The 20,783-nt window shown below is 71.6% G+C and carries 11 protein-coding genes; 8 read left to right on the plus strand and 3 right to left on the minus strand.

Going from position 1 to position 20,783, the window contains the following annotated elements; all coding sequences use genetic code 11:
- The coding region (locus ACGFH8_RS34980; RefSeq protein WP_393375960.1) for an SDR family NAD(P)-dependent oxidoreductase at positions 1 to 2,495 on the plus strand (2,495 nt) is incomplete at its 5' end.
- 205 nt (positions 2,496 to 2,700) lie between these two features.
- Here the strand turns inward: ACGFH8_RS34980 and ACGFH8_RS34985 are convergent.
- Positions 2,701 to 5,382, minus strand: a complete 2,682-nt coding sequence (locus ACGFH8_RS34985) for an AAA family ATPase (protein WP_393375963.1) — start codon at positions 5,380 to 5,382, stop codon at positions 2,701 to 2,703.
- Positions 5,383 to 5,896: 514 nt separating this feature from the next.
- On the opposite strand from ACGFH8_RS34985, the gene ACGFH8_RS34990 reads away from it, so the two are divergent.
- The gene (locus ACGFH8_RS34990) at positions 5,897 to 6,754 is read left to right on the plus strand and encodes an FG-GAP repeat domain-containing protein (RefSeq protein ID WP_393375966.1); all 858 of its coding nucleotides are present in this window, start codon (positions 5,897 to 5,899) and stop codon (positions 6,752 to 6,754) included.
- A 1-nt stretch (position 6,755) separates the two neighbouring features.
- Here ACGFH8_RS34990 and ACGFH8_RS34995 read toward each other — a convergent pair whose 3' ends face one another.
- Both ACGFH8_RS34995 and ACGFH8_RS35000 read right to left on the minus strand, forming a co-directional pair.
- Complete coding sequence (locus tag ACGFH8_RS34995; protein WP_393375969.1) at positions 6,756 to 8,171, minus strand: sensor histidine kinase; 1,416 nt, start codon at positions 8,169 to 8,171, stop codon at positions 6,756 to 6,758.
- Positions 8,172 to 8,188: 17 nt separating this feature from the next.
- Positions 8,189 to 8,932 (minus strand): response regulator transcription factor, encoded by a 744-nt coding sequence (locus tag ACGFH8_RS35000; RefSeq protein ID WP_393375972.1) that lies wholly within the window; start codon positions 8,930 to 8,932, stop codon positions 8,189 to 8,191.
- A gap of 199 nt (positions 8,933 to 9,131) precedes the next feature.
- Between ACGFH8_RS35000 and ACGFH8_RS35005 the strand changes: the two genes are divergently transcribed.
- The 6 genes from ACGFH8_RS35005 to ACGFH8_RS35030 form a co-directional block, all read left to right on the plus strand.
- On the plus strand, positions 9,132 to 9,356 hold the full coding sequence (locus ACGFH8_RS35005; RefSeq protein ID WP_393375975.1) for a DUF5988 family protein: 225 nt from the start codon (positions 9,132 to 9,134) through the stop codon (positions 9,354 to 9,356).
- 137 nt (positions 9,357 to 9,493) lie between these two features.
- Positions 9,494 to 11,713 carry an MMPL family transporter gene (locus tag ACGFH8_RS35010; protein ID WP_393375978.1) on the plus strand — a complete coding sequence of 740 codons (2,220 nt, stop codon included), beginning with the start codon at positions 9,494 to 9,496 and terminating at the stop codon, positions 11,711 to 11,713.
- Positions 11,710 to 12,645, plus strand: coding sequence for an ABC transporter ATP-binding protein (locus ACGFH8_RS35015; RefSeq protein ID WP_393375980.1), 936 nt, complete (start codon positions 11,710 to 11,712; stop codon positions 12,643 to 12,645). Before ACGFH8_RS35010 ends, ACGFH8_RS35015 begins: the two co-directional genes overlap by 4 nt.
- Positions 12,642 to 13,448, plus strand: coding sequence for an ABC transporter permease (locus tag ACGFH8_RS35020; protein ID WP_393375982.1), 807 nt, complete (start codon positions 12,642 to 12,644; stop codon positions 13,446 to 13,448). The genes ACGFH8_RS35015 and ACGFH8_RS35020 overlap by 4 nt, the downstream gene beginning before the upstream one ends.
- A 1-nt stretch (position 13,449) precedes the next feature.
- Positions 13,450 to 14,826 (plus strand): streptophobe family protein, encoded by a 1,377-nt coding sequence (locus tag ACGFH8_RS35025; protein ID WP_393375985.1) that lies wholly within the window; start codon positions 13,450 to 13,452, stop codon positions 14,824 to 14,826.
- A gap of 318 nt (positions 14,827 to 15,144) precedes the next feature.
- On the plus strand, positions 15,145 to 20,783 hold a 5,639-nt coding region (locus ACGFH8_RS35030; RefSeq protein WP_393375987.1), incomplete at its 3' end, for an SDR family NAD(P)-dependent oxidoreductase.

A 20,783-nucleotide genomic window follows, 5' to 3' on the forward strand; every position in this document is an offset into this window, starting at 1 on the left:
GTGAGGCGGTGCATTTTCTGGATGCGGTGCGGGCGGGTGAGCGTGCGGGTGTGGATCGGTGGTTGGAGGTTGGCCCGGACGCGGTGTTAGCCGCGTTGCTACCGGGCTGTTTGACTGCTGACCCGACGGTGATCGCCGCCACCGGCCGCCGCCCCCGGCCCACCACCCCCACGGCCACCGGCCAGCACGACGCCACCGAAAACACCACCCCCACGGCAACCGCCCCCGCGGCCACCACCGACCAGCACGATCGCGATGAGGTGGTCACTCTTCTCACTGCGGTTGCCCGGTTGTTCGTGACTGGGACCCCGATCGCGTGGGATGCGATCGTTCCGGCGCCGGATGTGGAGACGATTCCGGTGGCGCCGACGTACCCGTTCCAACGGGAACGCTTCTGGATCGAACTGCCCGCCCAGACCCGCAGCGACGCTGTCGACGCCGAGTTCTGGGCCGCCGTCGAGCGCGGCGACCTTGGCGAGTTGGCCGCGGTGGTCGGTGACGAGCCAACGTCCGCACTGGAAGCGGCCCTTCCCGCGCTGTCTCGGTGGCGGCAGCGGACGCTGGAGCAGTCACGCACCGACTCGTGGCGCTACCGCATCACCTGGACTCCGACGCGCGACCGGCCGAGCGACGCACCGCTGCCCGGCACCTGGCTGGTGGTCCGCCCGACGACCCCGGTCGAGGTGCTGCCGGATCTCGCGGAGCGTACGGTCGAACTGACCCTGGACGTCGCGACGGACGGCCGGGCGGCGATCGCGGAGCGGCTGGCGGCGATCACGGACGACCTCACCGGCGTGATCTCGTATCTCGGGCTGGACGACCTGCCGCACCCGGGACAGCCCGCGCTGACCACAGGACTGGCCGCCACGCTCGCGCTCGTGCAGGCGCTCGGTGACGCGGGTGTGGCCGCGCCGCTGTGGTGCCTGACCCGTTCGGCCGTGTCGACAGGCTCGGCCGACCGCCTGAATAACCCCGTCCAGGCCCAGCTCTGGGGTCTCGGCCGGGTGGTTGCCTTGGAGCATCCGGAGCGCTGGGGCGGCCTGGTGGACCTACCGGCCGAGCCCGGAGCGCGTACGGCGGAGCGGGTGCGGGCGGCGATCCGCGAGAGCGGCGAGGATCAGCTCGCGGTGCGGGAGTCCGGCACGTACGTCCGCCGGCTCGCCCGGGCCGTGGGCGGGGTTCCGGTCGCCCCGTGGCAGCCGCGTGGCACGGTGCTCATCACCGGCGGGACCGGTGCGCTCGGCAGTGCGGTGGCCCGCAAGCTCGCCACCGAGGGTGTCGAGCGGCTGGTGTTGACCAGCCGCCAGGGCACCGCCGCACCCGGTGCGCCGGAACTGGCGGTGGAACTGGCCGCGACCGGTGTGGCGGTCACGATCGAGGCCTGCGACGTCGCGGACCGTACGGCGCTCGCCGCCGTCGTCGAGCGGCACGCGCCGACGGCGGTGGTGCACACGGCGGGTGTCGGCCGGTACACGGCGCTCGACGAGACCACGCTTGACGACTTCGCCGCGGTGACCGCCGGGAAGGTGCGGGGCGCGGCGAACCTCGACGCGCTCCTTACCGCGCCTGGCCTTGAGGCGCTGGTGCTGTTCTCCTCCGTCGCCGGGGTGTGGGGCAGCGGCGGCCAGGGCGCCTACGCGGCCGCGAACGCCTACCTGGACGCGCTGGCCGAGCAGTGGCGCGCCGACGGACGGCCGGCGGTCTCGGTCGGCTGGGGCCCGTGGGACGGCGGCGGCATGGCCGACGGCTCCACCGGCGAGCAACTGCTGCGGCAGGGCCTGCGGCCGATGGCGGTGGATCCGGCGGTGGCCGCGATGCGGCGTGCCGTCGCGGAGGGTGTTCCGGCCCTGGCGGTGGCCGACGTGGACTGGGAGCGTTTCGCGCCGACGTTCACGTTCCGGCGTCCGAGCGCGCTGCTCGGTGATCTGCCGGAGGTGGGGGCGCGGGACGGCGGGGACACCGAGCCGGAGGCCGGCGCGGCGTCACTGCTGGACGAACTGGCCGCCCGTAACCCCGCCGAACAGGAGCGGGAACTGCTGCGGGTGGTGCGCGCCGAGGTGGCGACGGTGCTGGGGCACGCCTCGGCGGACACTGTCGACGAGGCACAGGCGTTCCGGGACGCGGGCTTCGACTCGCTGACCGCGGTCGAGCTGCGCAACCGGCTAGGGGCGGCGTTCGGTACGTCGCTGCCGGCGACCGTGGTGTTCGACCATCCAACGCCGCGTGACCTCGCCGGCTTCCTGCGCGGCCTGCTGCCGGGCGCGCAGAGTGCGGGGGAACGGGCGTACGCCGACCTGGAGCGGGCGGCCGAGCTGCTGGCGGACTCCACACCGGACAACGTGACCAGGGCCCGGATCACCATGCGGCTTCAGGCGATGCTCGCCTCGTTGACGGAGACGGTCGCGGCACCGGTCGCCGCGCCGGCCGCGGACCTGGACCGTGGTACCGACCAGGACATCTTCGACTTCATCAACAACGAGCTCGGCCGCTCCTGACCGACCAAAGGTCGGCAACCGAGACGACAAGCCGCGCGGCGAAGGGACGGAGCGCCGCGCGGCAAGGAGGGCAAGGAAAGCGAGGAAGGCGACAGGCTGGGCGGCGAGAGGCTCCGCCGAGCCAGCCCGTGGAAGCTCCCACGCGGCTGACGGCGAAAGGCCGTCCCCCGTACGTACGGGAAACGGCCTTTGCTCTTATGGTTTTTCAGTCAGCCGAGAAACCGGGCTGCAGACCGAGCGGCAGATCGCTGCGCCGGCTCACCTTGAGCTTGCGGTAGCTGCGGGTCAGGTGTTGCTCGACCGTGCTGATGGTGATGTGTAGCTTGCGTGCGATCTGCCGGTTGGTGTGCCCCTGCACCGCGAGCGCGGCGACCCTCCGTTCCGCGTCGCTCAACGCGGGCGTGGCTTCGTCGCCGTCGATCTGGCCCGCGGGCCGGCCGGTGACCGCGGGGGCGACGAGGGTCGGCTGCAGCGACTCGCTGAGCGCCCGGGCGCTGCACTGGTCGGCCAGGTGCAGCGCCCGGCGCATGGCCAGCCGGCCGCGGCTGCCGTCGCCGAGCGCGTACTGCACCTTGCTGAGGTCGGCGAGGGTGTGGGCGAGTTCCAACTGGTCGCCGGAGGCCTGCAACACCCGCGCCGCCTCGCTGAGCAGCCGCTGCCGCGCCCACAACTCGCAGGTCATGGCCAGCACGCGTAGCGCGGCGCCACGGGTGCGCCGGTATTCGGTGCCGAGGTCGCGCAACTGCCGCTGGGGGAGCTCGGCGGCCTTGCCCGACTTGCCGAGCGCCAGCAGGGCCCAGGCGGCGCCCTCGCACCAGGCGACCAGAGCCGGTGCGGTGATGTTCCAGCGGGCCATCAGCTCGCCGCAGGCCTGGAAATCACCGAGCGCGGCGTGGGGCAGGTCGACGGCGAGCGCGTACCGGCCGCGGGCGTGCAGGTAGTGCAGGTCGAAGAGGCTCTGTGGTCCGGGTTCGGGCAGGGCGTGGTCGAGTTCCACCGAAGCCTGCTCGTAGGCGCCCATCTCGGTCGCGGCGCGCAGCAGGATCGAGCGGGGCAGCCCGGCCGCGATGCCCCAGTCGTGCGCCGCGACGCCCTGCAGCGCCGCCCGGGCGAGCCGCTGCGCCTCGCGCAGGTCGCCGAGCCGGAGCGCGGCCTCGGCGCGGATCGCGGTCAGGATGGCACGCCAGGTCGGCACCAGCCGGTTCAGGTCGGCGTCGCCGACTTCGGCGTACCAGGCCAGGACGCGGTCGGACCGGTCGGCCCAGACGAGGTGCAGCAGCGCCGTGGCGGCTGCCTCCATCGCCTCGTCGTCGCGGCGGAGGCGCTCCAGGGCCCGTTCGGCGGCCGCGACACCGGTGTCGGGTGGTGCGGGCAGCATGGGCGCGAGGGCCGGATGCCAGGTGATCAACCAGGCCCGGGAGCGGCCGAGTTCGGCGCTCGCGTCCCGCGCCGAGCGCAGCGCCGTCCGGGCGTCGTCGGCGTGGCCGAACCAGAGCAGCAGCTTGGCCGCGATGATCGAGTATCGGGGGGTCAGCCAGCCGGTCCGCACGATGGCGATGAGCTCGGGCAGCCGGGCCCGGACGCTGCCCGGGTCCATGCGCCACTCCGCCTGGGCGTGCAGCACCGACAGACGGGCCCGGTCGCGCTCGTCCGTGCTGGCGCGGACAGCCAGCCGCAGGCAGCTGATCGCGAACTCTGGCCGTCCGTCCAGCACGGTCTGCGCGGCCGCCTGTTCGAGCAGCGCACCGGTCCACGGCTCGTCGTGGTGCCCGGCCGCGACCAGGTGGCGGGCGACGGCGTCAGCGGGAGCGTCCGCGTGGTGCAGCCAGAGCGCGGCCCGGCGGTGGATGTCGGCGCGGACGGCCGGGAGGATGTCGGCGCGGACGGCGGCGTGGGCGGCAGCGTGGCGGAAGCCGCCGCGTTCCAGCAGGCCTGCCGCCGTCAACGCCGCCAGCGAGCGGGCCACCGCCGTCGGATCCAGCTTGAGCAGGTGCCCGAGCAGCGCCGGCTGGGTCGGGGTGTGGGTGCCGGCCACGTCGTCGAGCACGGCGATGAGGTGGGCGGCGGAGAGCATCGCGGGTGTGGTGCGGTGCAGGCAGCGCAGCACACCTCGGCCGTACGCGGCGCCGGCGTGCGGCGTGTCGTCGCCGGTGGCCCGGATGTCCAGGGTGTCGTCGGCCAGGGCGTGCACCAGCAGCGGGTTGCCACCGGTCAGGCGGTGCGCCTGGGCGATCGCGGCGGGGCCGGGCACGCAGCCGAGCCGGACGGCGAGGATCGCCGCGACGCCACCGTGCGTGAGGGGTGCGAGTTCGATGCGGCGGCCGGACGGCGGTGTGGAGAGCGTCGCCGCGATGGGGCGGGTCCACGCCGGGCCCTCGGCGAGGAGGATGAGCATCCGCACCTGTCGCAGCTGCGCGGCGAGCGACAACAGACAGTGAATCGAGGCGTCGTCCGCGTACTGGACGTCGTCGACGCAGATCACCACGGTGCGGTCGCGGGCCGGATCGAGCAGCGCGGCGCAGAGGACGTCGACGACCGGGCCGGCCGGCTGGTCGGTGGCGTGGTCGCTTCCGGCGGTGAGCGCGGAGGTGAGGGCGCCGTCCTCGAGCAGCCGGGCCAGCTCGCCGGTGGCCGAGGAGGCTTTGGCGGCCTGCTGGAACAACTGCCGGACGATTCCCATGTGGAGGGTGACTTCGGCGCGCGAGCCGGCCGCGGTCAGCACCAGCGCGCCGGCCCGTTCCGCGTCCGCGGCCAGGCGTTGCAGCAATTCCGTCTTCCCCGTCCCGGGGTCGCCACCGATGGTGATGATCTGCCCGGCGCCGTGGGTGGCCTCGGTGAGCGCGCGCAGTAGGATGTCAATGTGTTCTTCACGTTCGACAATCGCCATTAAGGATATTCCCCCGAATATTTCCTGGCACGATTTCGGACGGCTCGAGACTTCCTTTCCGCTTACTCCTCGCCGTTTCACTGCGTCGGATCACGCGGCTCTAATGTGTCGAGTGTCACTCTGGAGTGATTGACGGACGACATTACTCTCGGTCACCGGAGGGGCGGTAGACGGTAGCGCTTCGCCATTCTGCCACGGGCGTACTGGCGAAGCAACGGTCGGAGAAGTCGGGTCAGATGCCTGTGAAACACCCATATCGACGACGAGTCTTGTTGATCACCGAAGCGAGATTCGTTGTGCCGCATTCTGGTATTTCCGGTGCCGCGAAGCAATATTGATCATCAAATTCTAAGCACACTCTCGCGCCGCTCTAATGGAACTCACAACGTCGGCGGGAAAGCCGTGGCCGCGGGCGCCGCGGTGTTCCGGGGTCGATAGGGGTGGGTGATCGACGGCACTGTGCCTTATTCATGGAGGGTCATGACGACTGGGCTGCACAGCAGGGAGAAGCTGCATGAGGATCTACGCGGGCAACTGCGGATCGTTCAACGGTGACGGGCGGCGCGACGTGCTGGCGCGCAACCCGGCCACGGGAGAGCTCCTGGTCTACCCGCACAGCGGGGAGCTCGCCGGGACCGACACCTTCGGTGCCCCGGTACTGATCCGCACCGGCATGGACATGTACAGCCGGTGGATCGGCGCCGGCGACTTCACCGGCAACGGCTTCGCCGACGTGCTCGTCAACACGGGCGACGACCAGGTCCGCGTCTACCTCAACCAGGGCGGCCTGAACGGCCTGCAGACGCTCGCCGAGGAGGGCATCCACATCGGCGGCAAGCTGTCGCCGGACATCTCCTACGACACCATCGCGCTCGCCGACATCTTCGGCGACGGCCGCACCGACTGCTTCGGCCGCCTGCAGGGCACGAACGAGGTGCACTCCATGATCAACCAAGGGCTGGACGGGATGAACACGTTCGCACCGCCCAAGCACATCGCCACCATCGGCGACGGCGAGGTGCCGTTCGGCATCGCCGACGTGACCGGTGACGGCCACCCCGACCTGCTCGCCGAGGCCTCCGACGACGAACTGGTCCTCTACCACCTGTTCGCCGAGGGCGCCGACGACGACGGCGAGCCGGTCGGTCCGCCGCGCCGTCACGTGCTGTCGCGCGGCTGGGCCGGGATGCTGACCATCACGCTCACCGACCTCACCGGCGACGGTCACCCCGACCTGCTCGGGCTCGCGCCGGACGGCACCCTCTACGCCTTCGCGCACCGGGGCGGATTCGACCCGGCCCGGCCGCTGGACACCTACGCCGAGCCCGTCGTCGTCGCCACCGGTTTCCAGGGCTACAACATGATCGGCTGAGTCAGTCCGGCTCCTGGCGGGGGAGGCGCACGGTGAACGTGGTGCCCTCGCCAGGCGCGGAGCTCACCCGCGCCGTACCGCCGTGCGCCTCGGCGATCGCCGCGACGATGGCCAGGCCGATACCGGAACCCTCCCGCTGGCGTCCGCGCGAGGCCGCGCTGCGGTAGAAGCGTTCGAACACCCGGCTCTGGTCCTCTTCGGACAGACCCGGTCCGTCGTCGGCGACCTCGATCACCGCGAGGTCGTCGTCGGCCGAGACCCGCACCTCGGCGGCGGTGCCGGGCGGGGTGTGGCGGCGTACGTTGGAGAGCAGGTTGGCCAGCAGTTGCCGCAGGCGCAGCTCGTCAGCCGAGATCACGAGCGAGCCCGGTGCCCGCACGCTCAGCGGGCGGCCGGGCTCGATGGCACGCGCGTCCGCCACCGCCTCGGTCGCCAGGTGGGTCAGGTCCACCTGATCGCGGTCGAGCGGGCGCCCCTCGTCCAGCTTCACCAGCACCAGCAGCTCGTTGACCAGCTGACCCATCCGGGTCGCCTCGGACTCGATGCGCCGCATGGTGACCTCGAGGTCGGCCTGCCGGGCGCCCGCGCCGTGCCGGAACAGCTCGGCGTAGCCGCGGATGGTCGCCACCGGCGTGTTGAGCTCGTGTGAGGCGTCGGCGACGAACCGGCGTAGCCGTTCCTCGGAGGTCTGCCGCTCCTGGAACGCGGTCTGGATCTGCATCAGCATGGCGTTGAGCGCGGTGCTGAGCCGCCCGATCTCCGTGTTGGGACGGCCGGGCTGCACCCGCCGATCCAGGTGACCGGCGCCGATGTCCGCGGCCACCTCGGCGATCCGGTCCAGCGGGCGGGTGCCGCGCCCGATCACCCACCAGGCGATCACCAGCATGGCGGCGAGGATGACGGCCGTCGTGGCCACCACCGTGTCGATGAGCCGCCGGTTCACCTCCTGGTACTCGGTCAGCGGCAGCCCCACCTGCAGGATCGCCTTGCGGCCGGGCAGCCAGCCGGACCGCACCCGCCACTCCTGCGGCTGCTGATCGGTAAGCGTGACCGTCGCGTACACCGCGCCGTCCCCGCTGTCGGGGCTGGATGCCGCCGGCCGCAGCGGTATCGCCGACGCGGCGGCGCCCGGATTCTGTAGGTCCAGCATCGGGCTGCCGTCCGGCGTGAGCACCCGCAGCAGCACGAACGGCTGCCCGCCGGCATTGGGCAGCCGCCCGCCCAGCGAATTGGACGGAATTGCCCCGCCGCCGTCGTTCATCTGGGACACGAGAGCCGTGTTCAGCTGGTCGAGCTGGTTGTCGGTGCGGGTGACCAGGAAGTATCGCAGCGCCGCGAGGGTGGCCAGCGCGGCGACGCTCATCCCGGCCGCCAGTAGTACCGCCACCAGAGCGATGAGCCGTCCCCGCAGGCTCATGCCGCCCAACCGGCCGCTCACTCGGCGGGCAGCCGCAGCGTGTAGCCGACCCGGGGGATCGTCTGGATCAGCGGCGGATCGAACTGGTCGACCTTGCGGCGCAGGTAGCTGATGTACGTCGACACCACGCCGTGGTTGCCGCCGAAGTCGTACTCCCACACATTGTCGACGATCTGCTGCTTGGAAACCACGCGCCCGGCATTCTGCACCAGGAAGCGCAGCAGGTTGAACTCCGTGGGGCTCAGCTCGATCACGACGTCGCGCCGACGCACCACGTGCGCCTCCTCGTCGATCACCAGGTCGGCGTAGCTCAGGCTGCCGCCCTCCCGCGACGCCGGCGCCGGCGGGGCCTGCTGCAACCGGCGCAGGATGGCCCGGGCCCGGGCGATGAGCTCGTCGAGGCTGAACGGCTTGGTCAGGTAGTCGTCGCCGCCGACGCTCAAGCCCTCGATCTTGTCGGCGACCGTGCGTCGGGCGGTCAGGAAGATCACCGGGGCGAGGACGCCCTGCTCGCGCAGTCGCCGGCACAGGTCGATGCCGGAGCCGTCGGGCAGCAGCACGTCGAGAATGATGAGATCGGGCCGGTCGCGGGCCACGGCGGCCTCGGCCTCGGCGCAGTCGCCCGCGCTCGTCGACGCGAAACCCGCGTAGCGCAGGGCGGACGCGACCAGGTCGGCGAGGAAGAACTCGTCGTCGACGACGAGGATCCGTGGCGGGTCGGTCGTCAGGGCGCCGTCGGTCGGCTGATCCGGCGCTATCACAACTCGTCGCCCCCCTCTGGATCATCGGTCGCAGTGCTGGCGTGACCCATTCTGCCCGCTCCGGGCGCGCCCGCGATCGGGAGCCGTTGAGTGTTCTCTGCGAAAACCTTGTGAAGCCCTAGGGGTGCGCTACGGGTGTCCCCGGCCCCCGCGCTGCCCGCATCCTCGTCGTCAAGGTCCTAGCACGGAGGTGTTGACAATGGCTGACGTCATCGGCCCCGCTGTCGCCGCGCTTCTGCAAGGCGGTCCGTCCGATCTCCCTTCCTCGTCCCGGCAGTGCCTGGTCGACGGCGGGCAGGACAAAGTCAAGATCCAATTCATGGGTGGGTACGAGCAGTTCGAGCGCACCGACGAGGTGGTCGACCGCCACGGCGAGCGGCAGGTCGTGTACCGCTGGACGACGCGTACCCGGGTCGCCGAGTAACGCACCGCCCGCCCCGGTCGCGAACTCTCACAGAACTCGAAAGGCCACCACACGGCCACTTCAACTCCACATGATCGGCTGGGCCACGTAGCGGCAGGCGGTGCCGTGGCCGGCGGCGCGGTTGGAGGACGAGCCTGATGTTCGCAACGTTGGCACGAGGGGTGGTCCGCCACCCGTGGTGGACGATCGGCGCCTGGCTGATCGTCGCGGTCCTCGTCGGGGTCTTCGGGCCCGGTCTGTCGTCCAGCAACGACCAGTCCGAGTTCCTGCCCGCCCACTACGGGTCCGTCCAGGCCGGCAAGGTGCAGGACGCCGCGTTCGCCGAGAGCGGCGGCGGCAGCGCGGGCACGTTCGTGGTGCAGCGTCGCGACGGTGCGGCGCTGACCAGCGACGACCAGCAGCTCGTGGAGCGGATCGCCGGCCAGCTGCGCGACAAGGCGATCCCGCACGTCACCGACGTGCAGGCGGGCAAGGAGACGGTCTCGCAGAACGGGCTCGTCCAGCTCCTCCAGGCCACGGTCGACGGGCAGCAGAGCGACCCCGGCACCCAGGAGGCCGGCCGGGCGCTGCGGGCCGCCGCCGCCCCGCTGTTCGACGGCACCGCCCTGAAGGCCGGCATGACCGGCGACGTCGGCATCGTCATCGACGCGGAGGACGCCTTCGCCTCCGCCGAGCAGGTCATCGCGCTGGCGACGATCGTGCTGATCATCGTCCTGCAGCTGTTGATCTTCCGGAGCCCGATCGCGGCCCTGCTGCCCATGGTGACGATCGGCGCGCTGGTCTTCGTCTCGATCAAGCTGATCGGCATCGCCCAGCGGATCTTCAACCTGACCGCCGAGCAGTCGGTCACCGTCTGGGTGACCGTCGTACTCTTCGGCGTCGGCACCGACTACCTGCTCTTCCTGCTCTTCCGCTACCGCGAGCGCCTGCGCGCCGGCGAGGAGCCCCGCACCGCCCTGATCCACGCGACCGCCCGGGTGGCCAAGGTGATCACCTCGGCCGGCGCGGCGATCGTGATCGCCTTCAGCACGCTCGCCTTCTCCTCGTTCGGCTCGTTCAAGGCGCAGGGACCGGCCCTCGCCATCGCGGTGGCCGCCACGGTGATCACGGCGCTCACCCTGCTCCCGGCCGTCGTCTCGCTGCTCGGGCCCAAGGTGTTCTGGCCCTCCAAGAGTTGGCAGCGGGAGCCCGCCGCCCGCACGTCGGCCAAGCTCAGCAACCTGATCGTCGGCCGGGCCGGCCTGCTCAGCGCCGCCGCGTTCGTCGTCCTCGCCCTGCTCTCGCTCGGCGGGCTGCGCTTCCAGGCCAGCTACGACTACAACGCCGGCCTCCCGCAGAACACCGAATCCGCGATCGCCCTGAAAGACCTGCAGCGCGGCTTCCCGGTCGGCGCGCTCAACCCGACCTCCGCCCTGCTGGTCAGCGACGACAAGCAGCCGCTGGACCAGGCCGCCGTCGACGGATTCCGGTCCAAGCTCGCCGAGGTCGCCGGTGTCGGGCAGGCCGGACCCGCCGAGTACGGCGCGGACCGCACCGTCGCCAAGATCAGCCTGCTGCTCGACCACGACTCCGGCAGCCCGCAGGCGGTCGACACCGTCGCCGACGTGCTCCGACCGGCCGCGGACCGGGCGGCCCCGGCCGGCACGCACGCCCTGCTCGGCGGCCCGACCGCGACGTTCGCCGACATCCGCAGCGCGGTCAACCGCGACTACTCAGTCGTCTTCCCGCTCGCCGCCGTCCTGACCGCGCTGGTCCTGCTCGCCCTGCTGCGCAGCGTCGTCGCCGCCGTGCTGCTGATGGTGCTGGTCGGCCTCAGCTACCTCGCCACGCTCGGCGCGTCGGTGCTTGTCATGCAGGAGGGGCTGGGAAAGGACGGCATCATCTTCAACGTCCCCATCTTCATGTACCTGTTCGTCGTCGCGATCGGCACCGACTACAACATCCTGATAGTCGACCGGCTGCGCGACGAGACACGCGAAGGCCGCAGCCCCCGCGAGGCCGCCCGCCTCGCCATCCGCCGCACCGGGCCCACGGCGGTCGCCGCGGCCGTCATCCTCGCCGGCACGTTCTCCTCACTGATGCTCGCCGGCGTCTCCCTGCTCGCCGAGATGGGCTTCGCGGTCGCGGTCGGCATCCTCATCTCCGCCGTCCTGGTCTCGTCGCTGCTCGTCCCGGCGCTGACCGTGCTGATGGGCCGCGCCTTCTGGTGGCCCTCCCGGATCGCCGCGACGACCGCCGGACCGGAGGCCGACCCGGCCCCCGCCGACCCGGCCCCCGCCGACGCGGGCGACGCCGCCGACGACGGGCTCACGAAGCAGCAGGCCGTGGCCTCCGCGGAGACCGGAGACCGGCGATGATCGAGCTTTCGCGGCTGACGAAGCGCTACGGCGACCAGACCGTGGTGGACGACCTCAGCTTCTCCGTACAACCCGGCGTCGTCACCGGCTTCCTCGGCCCCAACGGCGCCGGCAAGACCACCACCATGCGGATGATCCTCGGACTGGCCGCGCCCACCAGTGGCACCGTCACCACCAACGGCAGGCGCTACGACCGGCTGACCGCCCCGATGCGCGAGGTGGGCGCGCTGCTCGACGCGCGGGCCGTACACGGGTCCCGCACGGCGGCCGATCACCTGCTCTGCCTGGCGTACAGCAACGGCATACCCCGCAGGCGGGTCACCGAGGTACTCGAACAGGTCGGCCTCGCCGGTGTCGCCAAGAAGCGGGTCGGTACCTTCTCGCTCGGCATGAGCCAGCGGCTGGGCATCGCCGCCGCCCTGCTCGGCGACCCCGCGGTCCTGATGTTCGACGAGCCCGTCAACGGCCTCGACCCCGAAGGCGTGCTCTGGATCCGCAACCTCATGCGCGGCCTCGCCGCCGACGGGCGCACCGTCCTGGTCTCCAGCCACCTGATGAGCGAGATGGCACTCACCGCGGACCACCTGGTCATCATCGGCCGGGGCCGGCTCATCGTGGACAAGCCGACCGAAACGTTCATGCGGTCACAGGGCATTCACAGCGTTGTCGTTCGTACGCCCGAAGCAGACGACCTCGCCCACCGGCTGACCGAGGCGGGCGCCCACGTCACCGACCCGGGCGACGGCACGCTCGAAGTGACCGGAATGGACAGCCTCGCCATCGGCGAACTCGCCCGCGACGCCGGGATCGCACTCGCCGAACTGACACCGCAACGCAGCTCGCTGGAAGCCGCGTTCATGGACCTCACCCGCGACAGCGTCGAATACTCCGCCGCCGCCGGACCCATCCAACGGCAGGACCTGGTGCGATGAGCGCGACCGAGACGACACACCGGCCCAGCACGCTGGGGCATGCCATGCGATCCGAATGGGTCAAGATCCGCACGCTGCGCTCCGCCTGGTACACGCTTGTCGCCGCCGTGGTGCTCGGTATCGGGCTGGGCTGCATCATCACGTTCGCGGACGCCAAGGCGTACACCGACCTCTCCGCGCAGGACCAGGCGGCCTGGGACCCGACCGGTCGCAGCCTCTCCGGCGCCATCATGGCGCAGCTCGCCGTCGGCCTGCTCGGCGCGCTCGTGCTGACCTCCGAGTACGCCACCAAGATGATCCGTACCAGCATGACCGTCGTACCCCGGCGCGGCCGCCTGCTCGCGGCGAAGACCGTCGTCTTCACCGGCGTCGCACTGATCGCCGGCGAGCTCATCGGCTTCGTCTCCTTCTTCACCGGCCAGGCCATCCTCCGCGGCCAGCACGTGCCGCACGCCGCACTCGGCGACCCGCACGTACTGCGCGCGGTCGTCGGCTGCGGCCTCTACCTGGCCACCGTCGGACTGCTCGGCGTCGCAATCGGCGTCCTGGTACGCGCCACCGCCGGCGCGATCGCCATCGTCACCGCGCTCACCTTCCTCATCCCGGCGTTCACCCCGGCCCTGCCCGAGAGCCTGGCCAAATTCATGGGCACGTACTGGCCGTCGATGGCCGCGCGGGAGCTGATGCTCGTGCACCACGACCCCGCCCTGCTGCCACCGTGGAGCGGATTCGCCCTGCTGCTCGGCACCGTGGCGGCGGTGTTCGTCGCCGCGTTCGTGGTCTTCCAGCGCCGAGACGCCTGACGTGGCAACCCTCGCGGACACGCGCGCGGGCGAAGCCAGGCGCATCGCCGTGCCGTTCGTCCGCGGCCTCGCCGCCGGTGCCGCCGCGATCCTGGCGATGACGGCGCTGACCGCCGCCGCGTTGGCCCTCGCCGGCGCCCGCCAGTTCGGCGAATTGCGGCCCCTCGTCGCCGCGCTCGTCGCGCTGGCGGCCGGCGGCCGTACCGACGTCACCCTGTCGATCAGCGGTAAAGGCGGCGGCTTGAGCGGCCTGGGTGGCCTCGGCGGCCTGGGCGGCTCGCTCCAAGCGATGCCGCTCGGCATCACCCTCACCGGGGTTGTCGTCCTCGCCGCTCTCCTGCTGCACGATCACCGCCGCGAGACTGCGCCCGGTCTCGCCGCGCGGGCCGTCGGCGCGGTGACGAGCTACCTCGCCCTGCTCGTCACCGCCGCCAGCCTCGGCCACGGCACCATCGCCCGGCCGGCAACCTCGGCCACCCCGCCGCCCGCCACACCATCCGGCCCCGGCGGCCTGCTCGCCGGCGACCACAGCCTCGCCACGCTGCTGGCCGACGGGCGTACCCTCGAATACACCACAGCCGTCGGCGGCACCGCCCTGCGTGGCTGCCTGCTGGTCCTCGGCGTCCTGCTGGTGTGCTGGCTGCTCAGCCACGCTACGCCCGGCCTGGTGCGCGACCTGCTGCGTCCCGCGCTCTCCGCCGTCACCACAGTTCTGCTCGCCGGCGCCACACTGGTCATCCTGGCCGGGCTGGTCGCCGCAACCGCGTTCGGGCAAGGCGGCAAAGGCCTGGCGGCGGTGCTGCTCGCCGCGCCCAACGCGGTGGTCATCGGCTGGAGTTCGGGCCTGGGCGTCCCGTGGACGATAAATGCCACGGGCGTGTTCGGTGGCAAACTGCCCACGGGGGGTGGGTCCTCGGACGGTCCCGGGTTCCGGGGCCTTCCCGGCGGGAGGGGCCATTCGAGCGGGAGCGGCCTCTTGGGCGGCTCCGACGAGTGGCCTCGACCCCTAATCGACTCCGACACCGCCGCTCTCACCATGGTGATCGTGGCGATCCTGCTGACACTCGCCTGCGGAATGCTCACCGCGGCACGCAGCACACCACCCGGCGCGCCCACCACCCTGCCGCGGCGGGCCTTGTGGAACGCGGGGGCGCTGGGCGGCGTACTGTCCCTGGCCCTGCTGATCCTGGTGCTGGTCGCCGGTGCCACCGGGGGGATCGTGCTCAGCGTCCTGGGATTCTCCGTGCCCGCGGTCACCTTCCAGGTCGACGGCGGGTGGTGGCAGGCGATCCTCGGCGGGCTGCTCGGGGGCGCGGCGGGCGGGGCGGCGGGGACGATGCTCCTGGCCGCTGTCCGACGGGTTCGGGGCGCTCACTGAGTTTCTGCTGAGGTCCCCTCTACCTCGCCGCCTGCCGCCCTACCGAACCCCGCTCCAGCCCGGTCGGTCTCCCGCGCGGCCCGACTTGTTCTGCCGCGCTCTCACCCAGCTCGCGCGGCCCTGGCCCTGCTCGTGCGAGGGCCGCGCCCGGTGCATCAGTGCAGGTCAACGCACGTGCATAAGGGCACATCGGGGCGGTTAGGGGTGTCGGCGCCCCTCCCGCCGGCCATAGCGTCCGATCACGGAGCGGAGCTCCCCTGACCCCCGGCCGCCCGCAACGGCGTCCGGAAAGCCCCATGTTCAAGAGGGTGGCGATGCATGGCCAGCGAGGAAAGCCTTCGTGATTACCTCAAGTGGACCGCGACCGAGCTGCACCAGGCCCGGCAGCGCCTGCGTGAGCTGGAAGGCGGACTGACCGCCCCGATCGCGATCGTGGGTATGAGCTGCCGCTACCCCGGTGCCAACTCGCCCGAGTCGCTGTGGCGGATCGCCGCCGACGGAGTCGACGCGGTCGGGGACTTCCCGGCCGACCGCGGCTGGGACGTGGAACGGCTCTACGACCCGGACCCCGACCGGCCCGGCACGTCGATCACGCGGTCCGGGGGCTTCCTCTATGACGCGTACGACTTCGACCCCACCGTCTTCGGGATCAGCCCCCGCGAGGCGCTCGCCATGGATCCGCAGCAGCGGCTGCTGCTGGAGGTGGCCTACGAGGCGGTCGAGCGCACCGGACTCAGCCCCACCGCCCTGCGTGGCAGTCGCACCGGTGTGTTCGTCGGCGCGGGCGGCCAGGACTATCTCACCGGACTGGCTGGTGTCGAGGGCTTCGAGGGTCACGTGATGACCGGCAACGCCGGGAGTGTGCTTTCGGGGCGGGTGGCGTACACGCTCGGGCTTGAAGGTCCCGCGATGACCGTGGACACCGCCTGTTCGTCGTCGCTTGTCGCGATCCACCTGGCCGCGCAGTCGCTGCGGTCGGGGGAGTGCTCGCTCGCGCTGGCCGGCGGTGTCGCGGTCCTGTCGTCGCCCGCCGTCTTCGTCGAGTTCAGTCGGCAGCGGGGTTTGTCGCCGGATGGTCGGTGCAAGGCGTTCTCGGCGGCGGCGGACGGCACCGGTTGGGGTGAGGGTGTCGGTGTGATCGTGCTGGAGCGGCTTTCGGACGCGGAGCGCAACGGTCATCGGGTGCTGGCCGTGATTCGTGGTAGCGCGGTCAATCAGGACGGTGCGTCGAACGGTTTGACCGCGCCGAACGGGCCGTCCCAGGAACGCGTCATCCTGCAGGCCCTGGCGAACGCGCGTCTGTCCCCGGCCGATGTGGACGTGGTGGAGGCGCACGGCACCGGTACCACACTGGGTGACCCGATCGAGGCGCGCGCCCTGCTGGCCACCTACGGCCAGAACCGGACCGAGCCGCTGTGGCTCGGATCGATCAAGTCGAACATCGGTCACACCCAGGCGGCGGCCGGCGTCGCGGGCGTGATCAAGATGGTCCAGGCGATGCGGTACGGCGCGCTTCCGGCCACTCTGCACGCGGACGAGCCGACGCCGCATGTCGACTGGTCGGCGGGGGCGGTCTCGCTCTTGACGTCGTCCCGGGAGTGGCCGGAGGTGGATCGGCCGCGGCGGGCCGGTGTCTCGGCTTTCGGCATGTCGGGGACGAATGCGCATGTGATCGTGGAGCAGGCGGCTGAGGCCGCGGATGTGGTGTCGCCTGAGTTGCCTGTTGTGCCGTTGGTGTTCTCCGCGCGTGGTCAGGCGGCTTTGGCCGCGCTGCGGGAGCGGGTTTCCGGTGATTCGGCCGCTACCGGTGCTGCGTTGGTGCGGCGGTCGGTGTTCGAGGATCGGGCGGTGCGGGTCGGTGACGAGCTGATCGAGGGCACCGCCGTGGCGTCGCGGGATCGTGTGGTGTTGGTGTTCCCCGGCCAAGGGGCGCAGTGGGTCGGCATGGGCGGCCAGTTGCTCGATGAGTCGTCGGTGTTCGCCGCCTGGGTCGCGGAGTGTGAGCCGTTGGTGGATTTCTCGCTGACTTCGGTGTTGCGTGGTGGTGATTTGGACCGGGTGGATGTGGTGCAGCCGGTCTCGTTCGTGGTGATGGCCGGTCTGGCACGGGTGTGGCAGTCCCTCGGCCTGCCGATCGCGGCCGTCGTCGGGCATTCACAGGGTGAGATCGCCGCCGCGTACGTCGCGGGTCGGTTGTCGTTGGAAGACGCGTTGCGGGTGGTGGTGCTGCGGTCCCGGATCGTTGGTCAGCGGTTGGCGGGTGCGGGGGCGATGGCGTCGGTCGGCCTGCCCGCGGATGAGGTGCAGGCGTTGTTGACCGACGGGCTGAGTGTGGCCGCGGTCAACGGCCCGTCCCAGGTCGTCGTCGGTGGTGATCCTGCCGAGGTGCAGGCACTCGTCGCCGGGTGTGAGCAGCGGGGGGTGCGGGCTCGGTTGGTGCCGGTGGACTATGCCTCGCACACCGCTCAGGTCGACGTCATCCGCGAGGAGTTGCTCACCGCCCTGGCGGGGGTCACGTCCCGGCCGGGTGTGCTGCCGATGTATTCGACCCTCACCGGGGCTGTGCTGGATGAGAGCGTGCAGCTCGATGCCGAGTATTGGTTCGCGAACCTGCGCTCGACGGTGCGGTTCGCTGATGCGGTTCGGGCGTTGGCCGGTGACGGGTTCGATGTGTTCGTGGAGTCCAGTGCTCATCCGGTGTTGACGTTCAACATTGATGCCCCGGTGGTGGTGGGGACGTTGCGTCGTGGCGAGGGTGGTTGGGATCGGGTGGTGCGGTCGGCGGCGGAGGCGTGGGTGCAGGGCGTCGCGATCGACTGGGCCGCCCAGTTCGCCGGCATCGCTCCGGCTGACCTGCCCACCTACCCCTTCCAACACCAGCGCTACTGGATCGGAGGCGGCTCGACCGCCGGCGACGCACAGGCATTCGGACTACAGGCCCTGAGCCACCCCATGCTCACCGCGACCGCCGCCGGTGACGGCGGCCGACGCCTGCTCAGCGGCTCGCTCTCCACCGACACCCTGCCCTGGCTTGCCGACCACATAGCCGGCGAGACCGCGATCCTGCCCGGCACCGGCTTCGTGGAGCTGGCCGTCCGCGCCGGTGACGAGGTGGGCACGCCCTACCTCCGCGAACTCACCCTGCACGCCCCGCTGCCGGTGCCCGCGCAGGTGCAGGTCTGGGTGGGCGAACCCGACGAGGACGGAGACCGGGAGCTGACCGTCTCCTCCCTCGACGAGGCGGGACAACCGGTCCGGCACGCCGCCGGCCTGCTCTCCGCGACCGCCGAAGGAACGGGCGGCGAGGACCTGTCCGGCGCCTGGCCTCCGCCTCAGGCGCGCTCGGTGGCGCTCGACGACCTCTACGACCGCTTGGCCGACGCCGGCTATCACTACGGTCCCACCTTCCGCGGGCTGCGGGCCGCCTGGATCAGCGGCGATGACGTCTACGCCGAGGCCGTACTCCCCGAGACCGACACCGTCACCGACGACGCGGCGCTGTACGGCCTGCACCCGGCGCTCCTCGACGCCGCCCTGCACGGCCTACTGCTCAACGGCGGCGAGGAAGCGGACACCGCGCGGCTGCCGTTCGCCTTCCAAGGCGTCCGCCTGCACGCGACCGGCGCCACCGCCCTCCGCGTCCACCTGCGCCGCCACAGCCCCGAGCGGGTCTCGGTCGAGGTCGCCGACCCTGCCGGGTCGCCCGTGGCGTCCGTCGCCTCCCTCACGCTCCGCCCGGTCGACATGTCCCGGCTCGCGGCCCCCACCGAGCCGCTCTACGCGGTGCGGTGGGTTCCGGCCGAAGCGGGCGCTGCCGACACCTCCGGCGATGTGCTGCGGGTCGGCGACGGTGATGTCCGCGCGGTGCTGGGCGAGGTTCTGGCGCGGCTGCAGGAGTTCGTGTCCTCGGACGCCGACCGGTTGGTCGTGGTGACCGACGGCGCGGTCTCGGTGGCCGGTGAGCCCGTGCGATCGTTGCCGCACGCGGCCGTGTGGGGCCTGGTGCGGTCGGCGCAGTCGGAACATCCCGGCCGCATCGAGCTGGTCGACGGTGACCCGGCCGCGGCTCCTGGGCGCCCACAGACGGCGGTTCGGGACGGCGCGGTGTTCGAGCCCCGGCTGGTGAGAATCGACGCCGAGGAGCCGGCTGCCGGCGCCCTGGGTGACGTGGTGCTGGTGACCGGCGGCACCGGCGCGCTGGGTGGCCTGCTCGCCAGGCATCTCGTGGAGCGCCACGGCGTGGCCGAGGTGGTGCTCGCCGGAAGGCGAGGAGATACGGGTGCGGACTTCGGCCCGCGGATCCGGACGGTGGCCTGTGACGTGTCCGACCGGGCGCAGGTCGCCGCTCTGGTGGAGAGTCTGCCGGGCTTGTCCGCGGTGGTGCACGCGGCCGGGACCCTGGACGACGGCGTGGTGGAGCAGCTGTCGCCGCAGCGATTGGACACCGTCCTGGCGGCCAAGGCCGACGGTGCCCGGCACCTGCACGAGCTGACCAGAGACCTCAAAGCCTTCGTCCTCTTCTCCGCGGCGGCCGGCCTGCTCGGCAGCCCCGGGCAGGGCAACTACGCCGCGGCGAACGCCTACCTCGACGCGCTCGCCCAGCACCGCCGCGATCAGGGCCTGCCGGCGACCTCGCTCGCCTGGGGATTCTGGGCACAGCGCAGCGGCATGACCGGCCACCTCACCGAAGCCGACGTCGCACGGATGGCCGGCGCCGGCGTCCTGCCGCTCGCCACCGACGAGGCGCTCCGCCTCTTCGACCTGGCGGTCACGGCACCCGAAGCGCTGACAGTGCCGATCCGCCTGGACCTTCGCGCGTTGCGCCGCATCCCGCGTGACCTGGTTCCGCCGCTGCTGCACGCCATCCTTCCCCAGCCCATCAGGGCACGGGCGGCGTCCGGCACCGCCGAACCCCTGCCGGAACTGCACAGGCTCGCCCCGACCGAGCGCGGAGCGGCCCTGCTCGCCCTCGTCGGCGAGCAGGTGGCAGCGGTCCTCAAATACCAGTCGGCCGCCGCGGTACCGGCCGCGCAAGCGTTCAAAGACCTGGGCTTCGACTCACTCACCGCGCTCGAACTGCGCAACCGGCTCAACGCGGCGACCGGTCTCCGGCTGCCCGCCACGCTCATCTTCGACCACCCCAACCCGGCGGCCCTTGCCGCCCACCTCCAGCGCGAAATCTTCGGCGCCGACCCCTCGACGGGACCCACCACCGGCGCGCCGATAGCCGCCGACGAGCCGATCGCCATCGTGGCGATGGCCTGCCGCTACCCGGGCGGCGTGCGCTCGCCGGAAGATCTGTGGCGTGTCGTCTCCGACCAGGTCGACACCGTCGCGGGCCTGCCCCTGGACCGCGACTGGGACATCGAGCGCCTCTACGATCCCGAACCCGGCCAGCCCGGCAAGTTCTACGCCGACCAGGGCGCGTTCGTGCACGACGCGGCCGACTTCGATGCCGCCTTCTTCGGGATCAGTCCGCGTGAGGCGCTGGCGATGGACCCGCAGCAGCGCCTGCTGTTGGAGACGTCGTGGGAACTCTTCGAGCGGGCTGGCATCGACCCCACGTCGGTCCGCGGTACCCGTACCGGCGTCTTCTCCGGAGTCATGTACAGCGACTACGCCATCCGACTCGGCGAAATCTCCGAAGACGTCGGCGCCTACCTCAACAACGGCAACGCCGGCAGCGTGGCCTCCGGCCGCGTGGCCTACTCCCTCGGCCTCGAGGGGCCGGCGGTGACGGTGGACACGGCGTGTTCGTCGTCGTTGGTCGCTTTGCATTTGGCGGCGCAGGCGTTGCGGCAGGGGGAGTGTGACCTGGCGTTGGCTGGTGGTGTGACGGTGATGTCGACTCCCAATCTTTTTGTTGAGTTCAGTCGGCAGCGGGGTCTTGCGGTTGATGGTCGTTGTAAGTCGTTTGCGGGTGCGGCGGATGGGACGGGTTGGGGTGAGGGTGTGGG

This window comes from Micromonospora sp. NPDC049175 (assembly GCF_043197345.1).
Taxonomy (GTDB): Bacteria; Actinomycetota; Actinomycetes; order Mycobacteriales; family Micromonosporaceae; genus Micromonospora.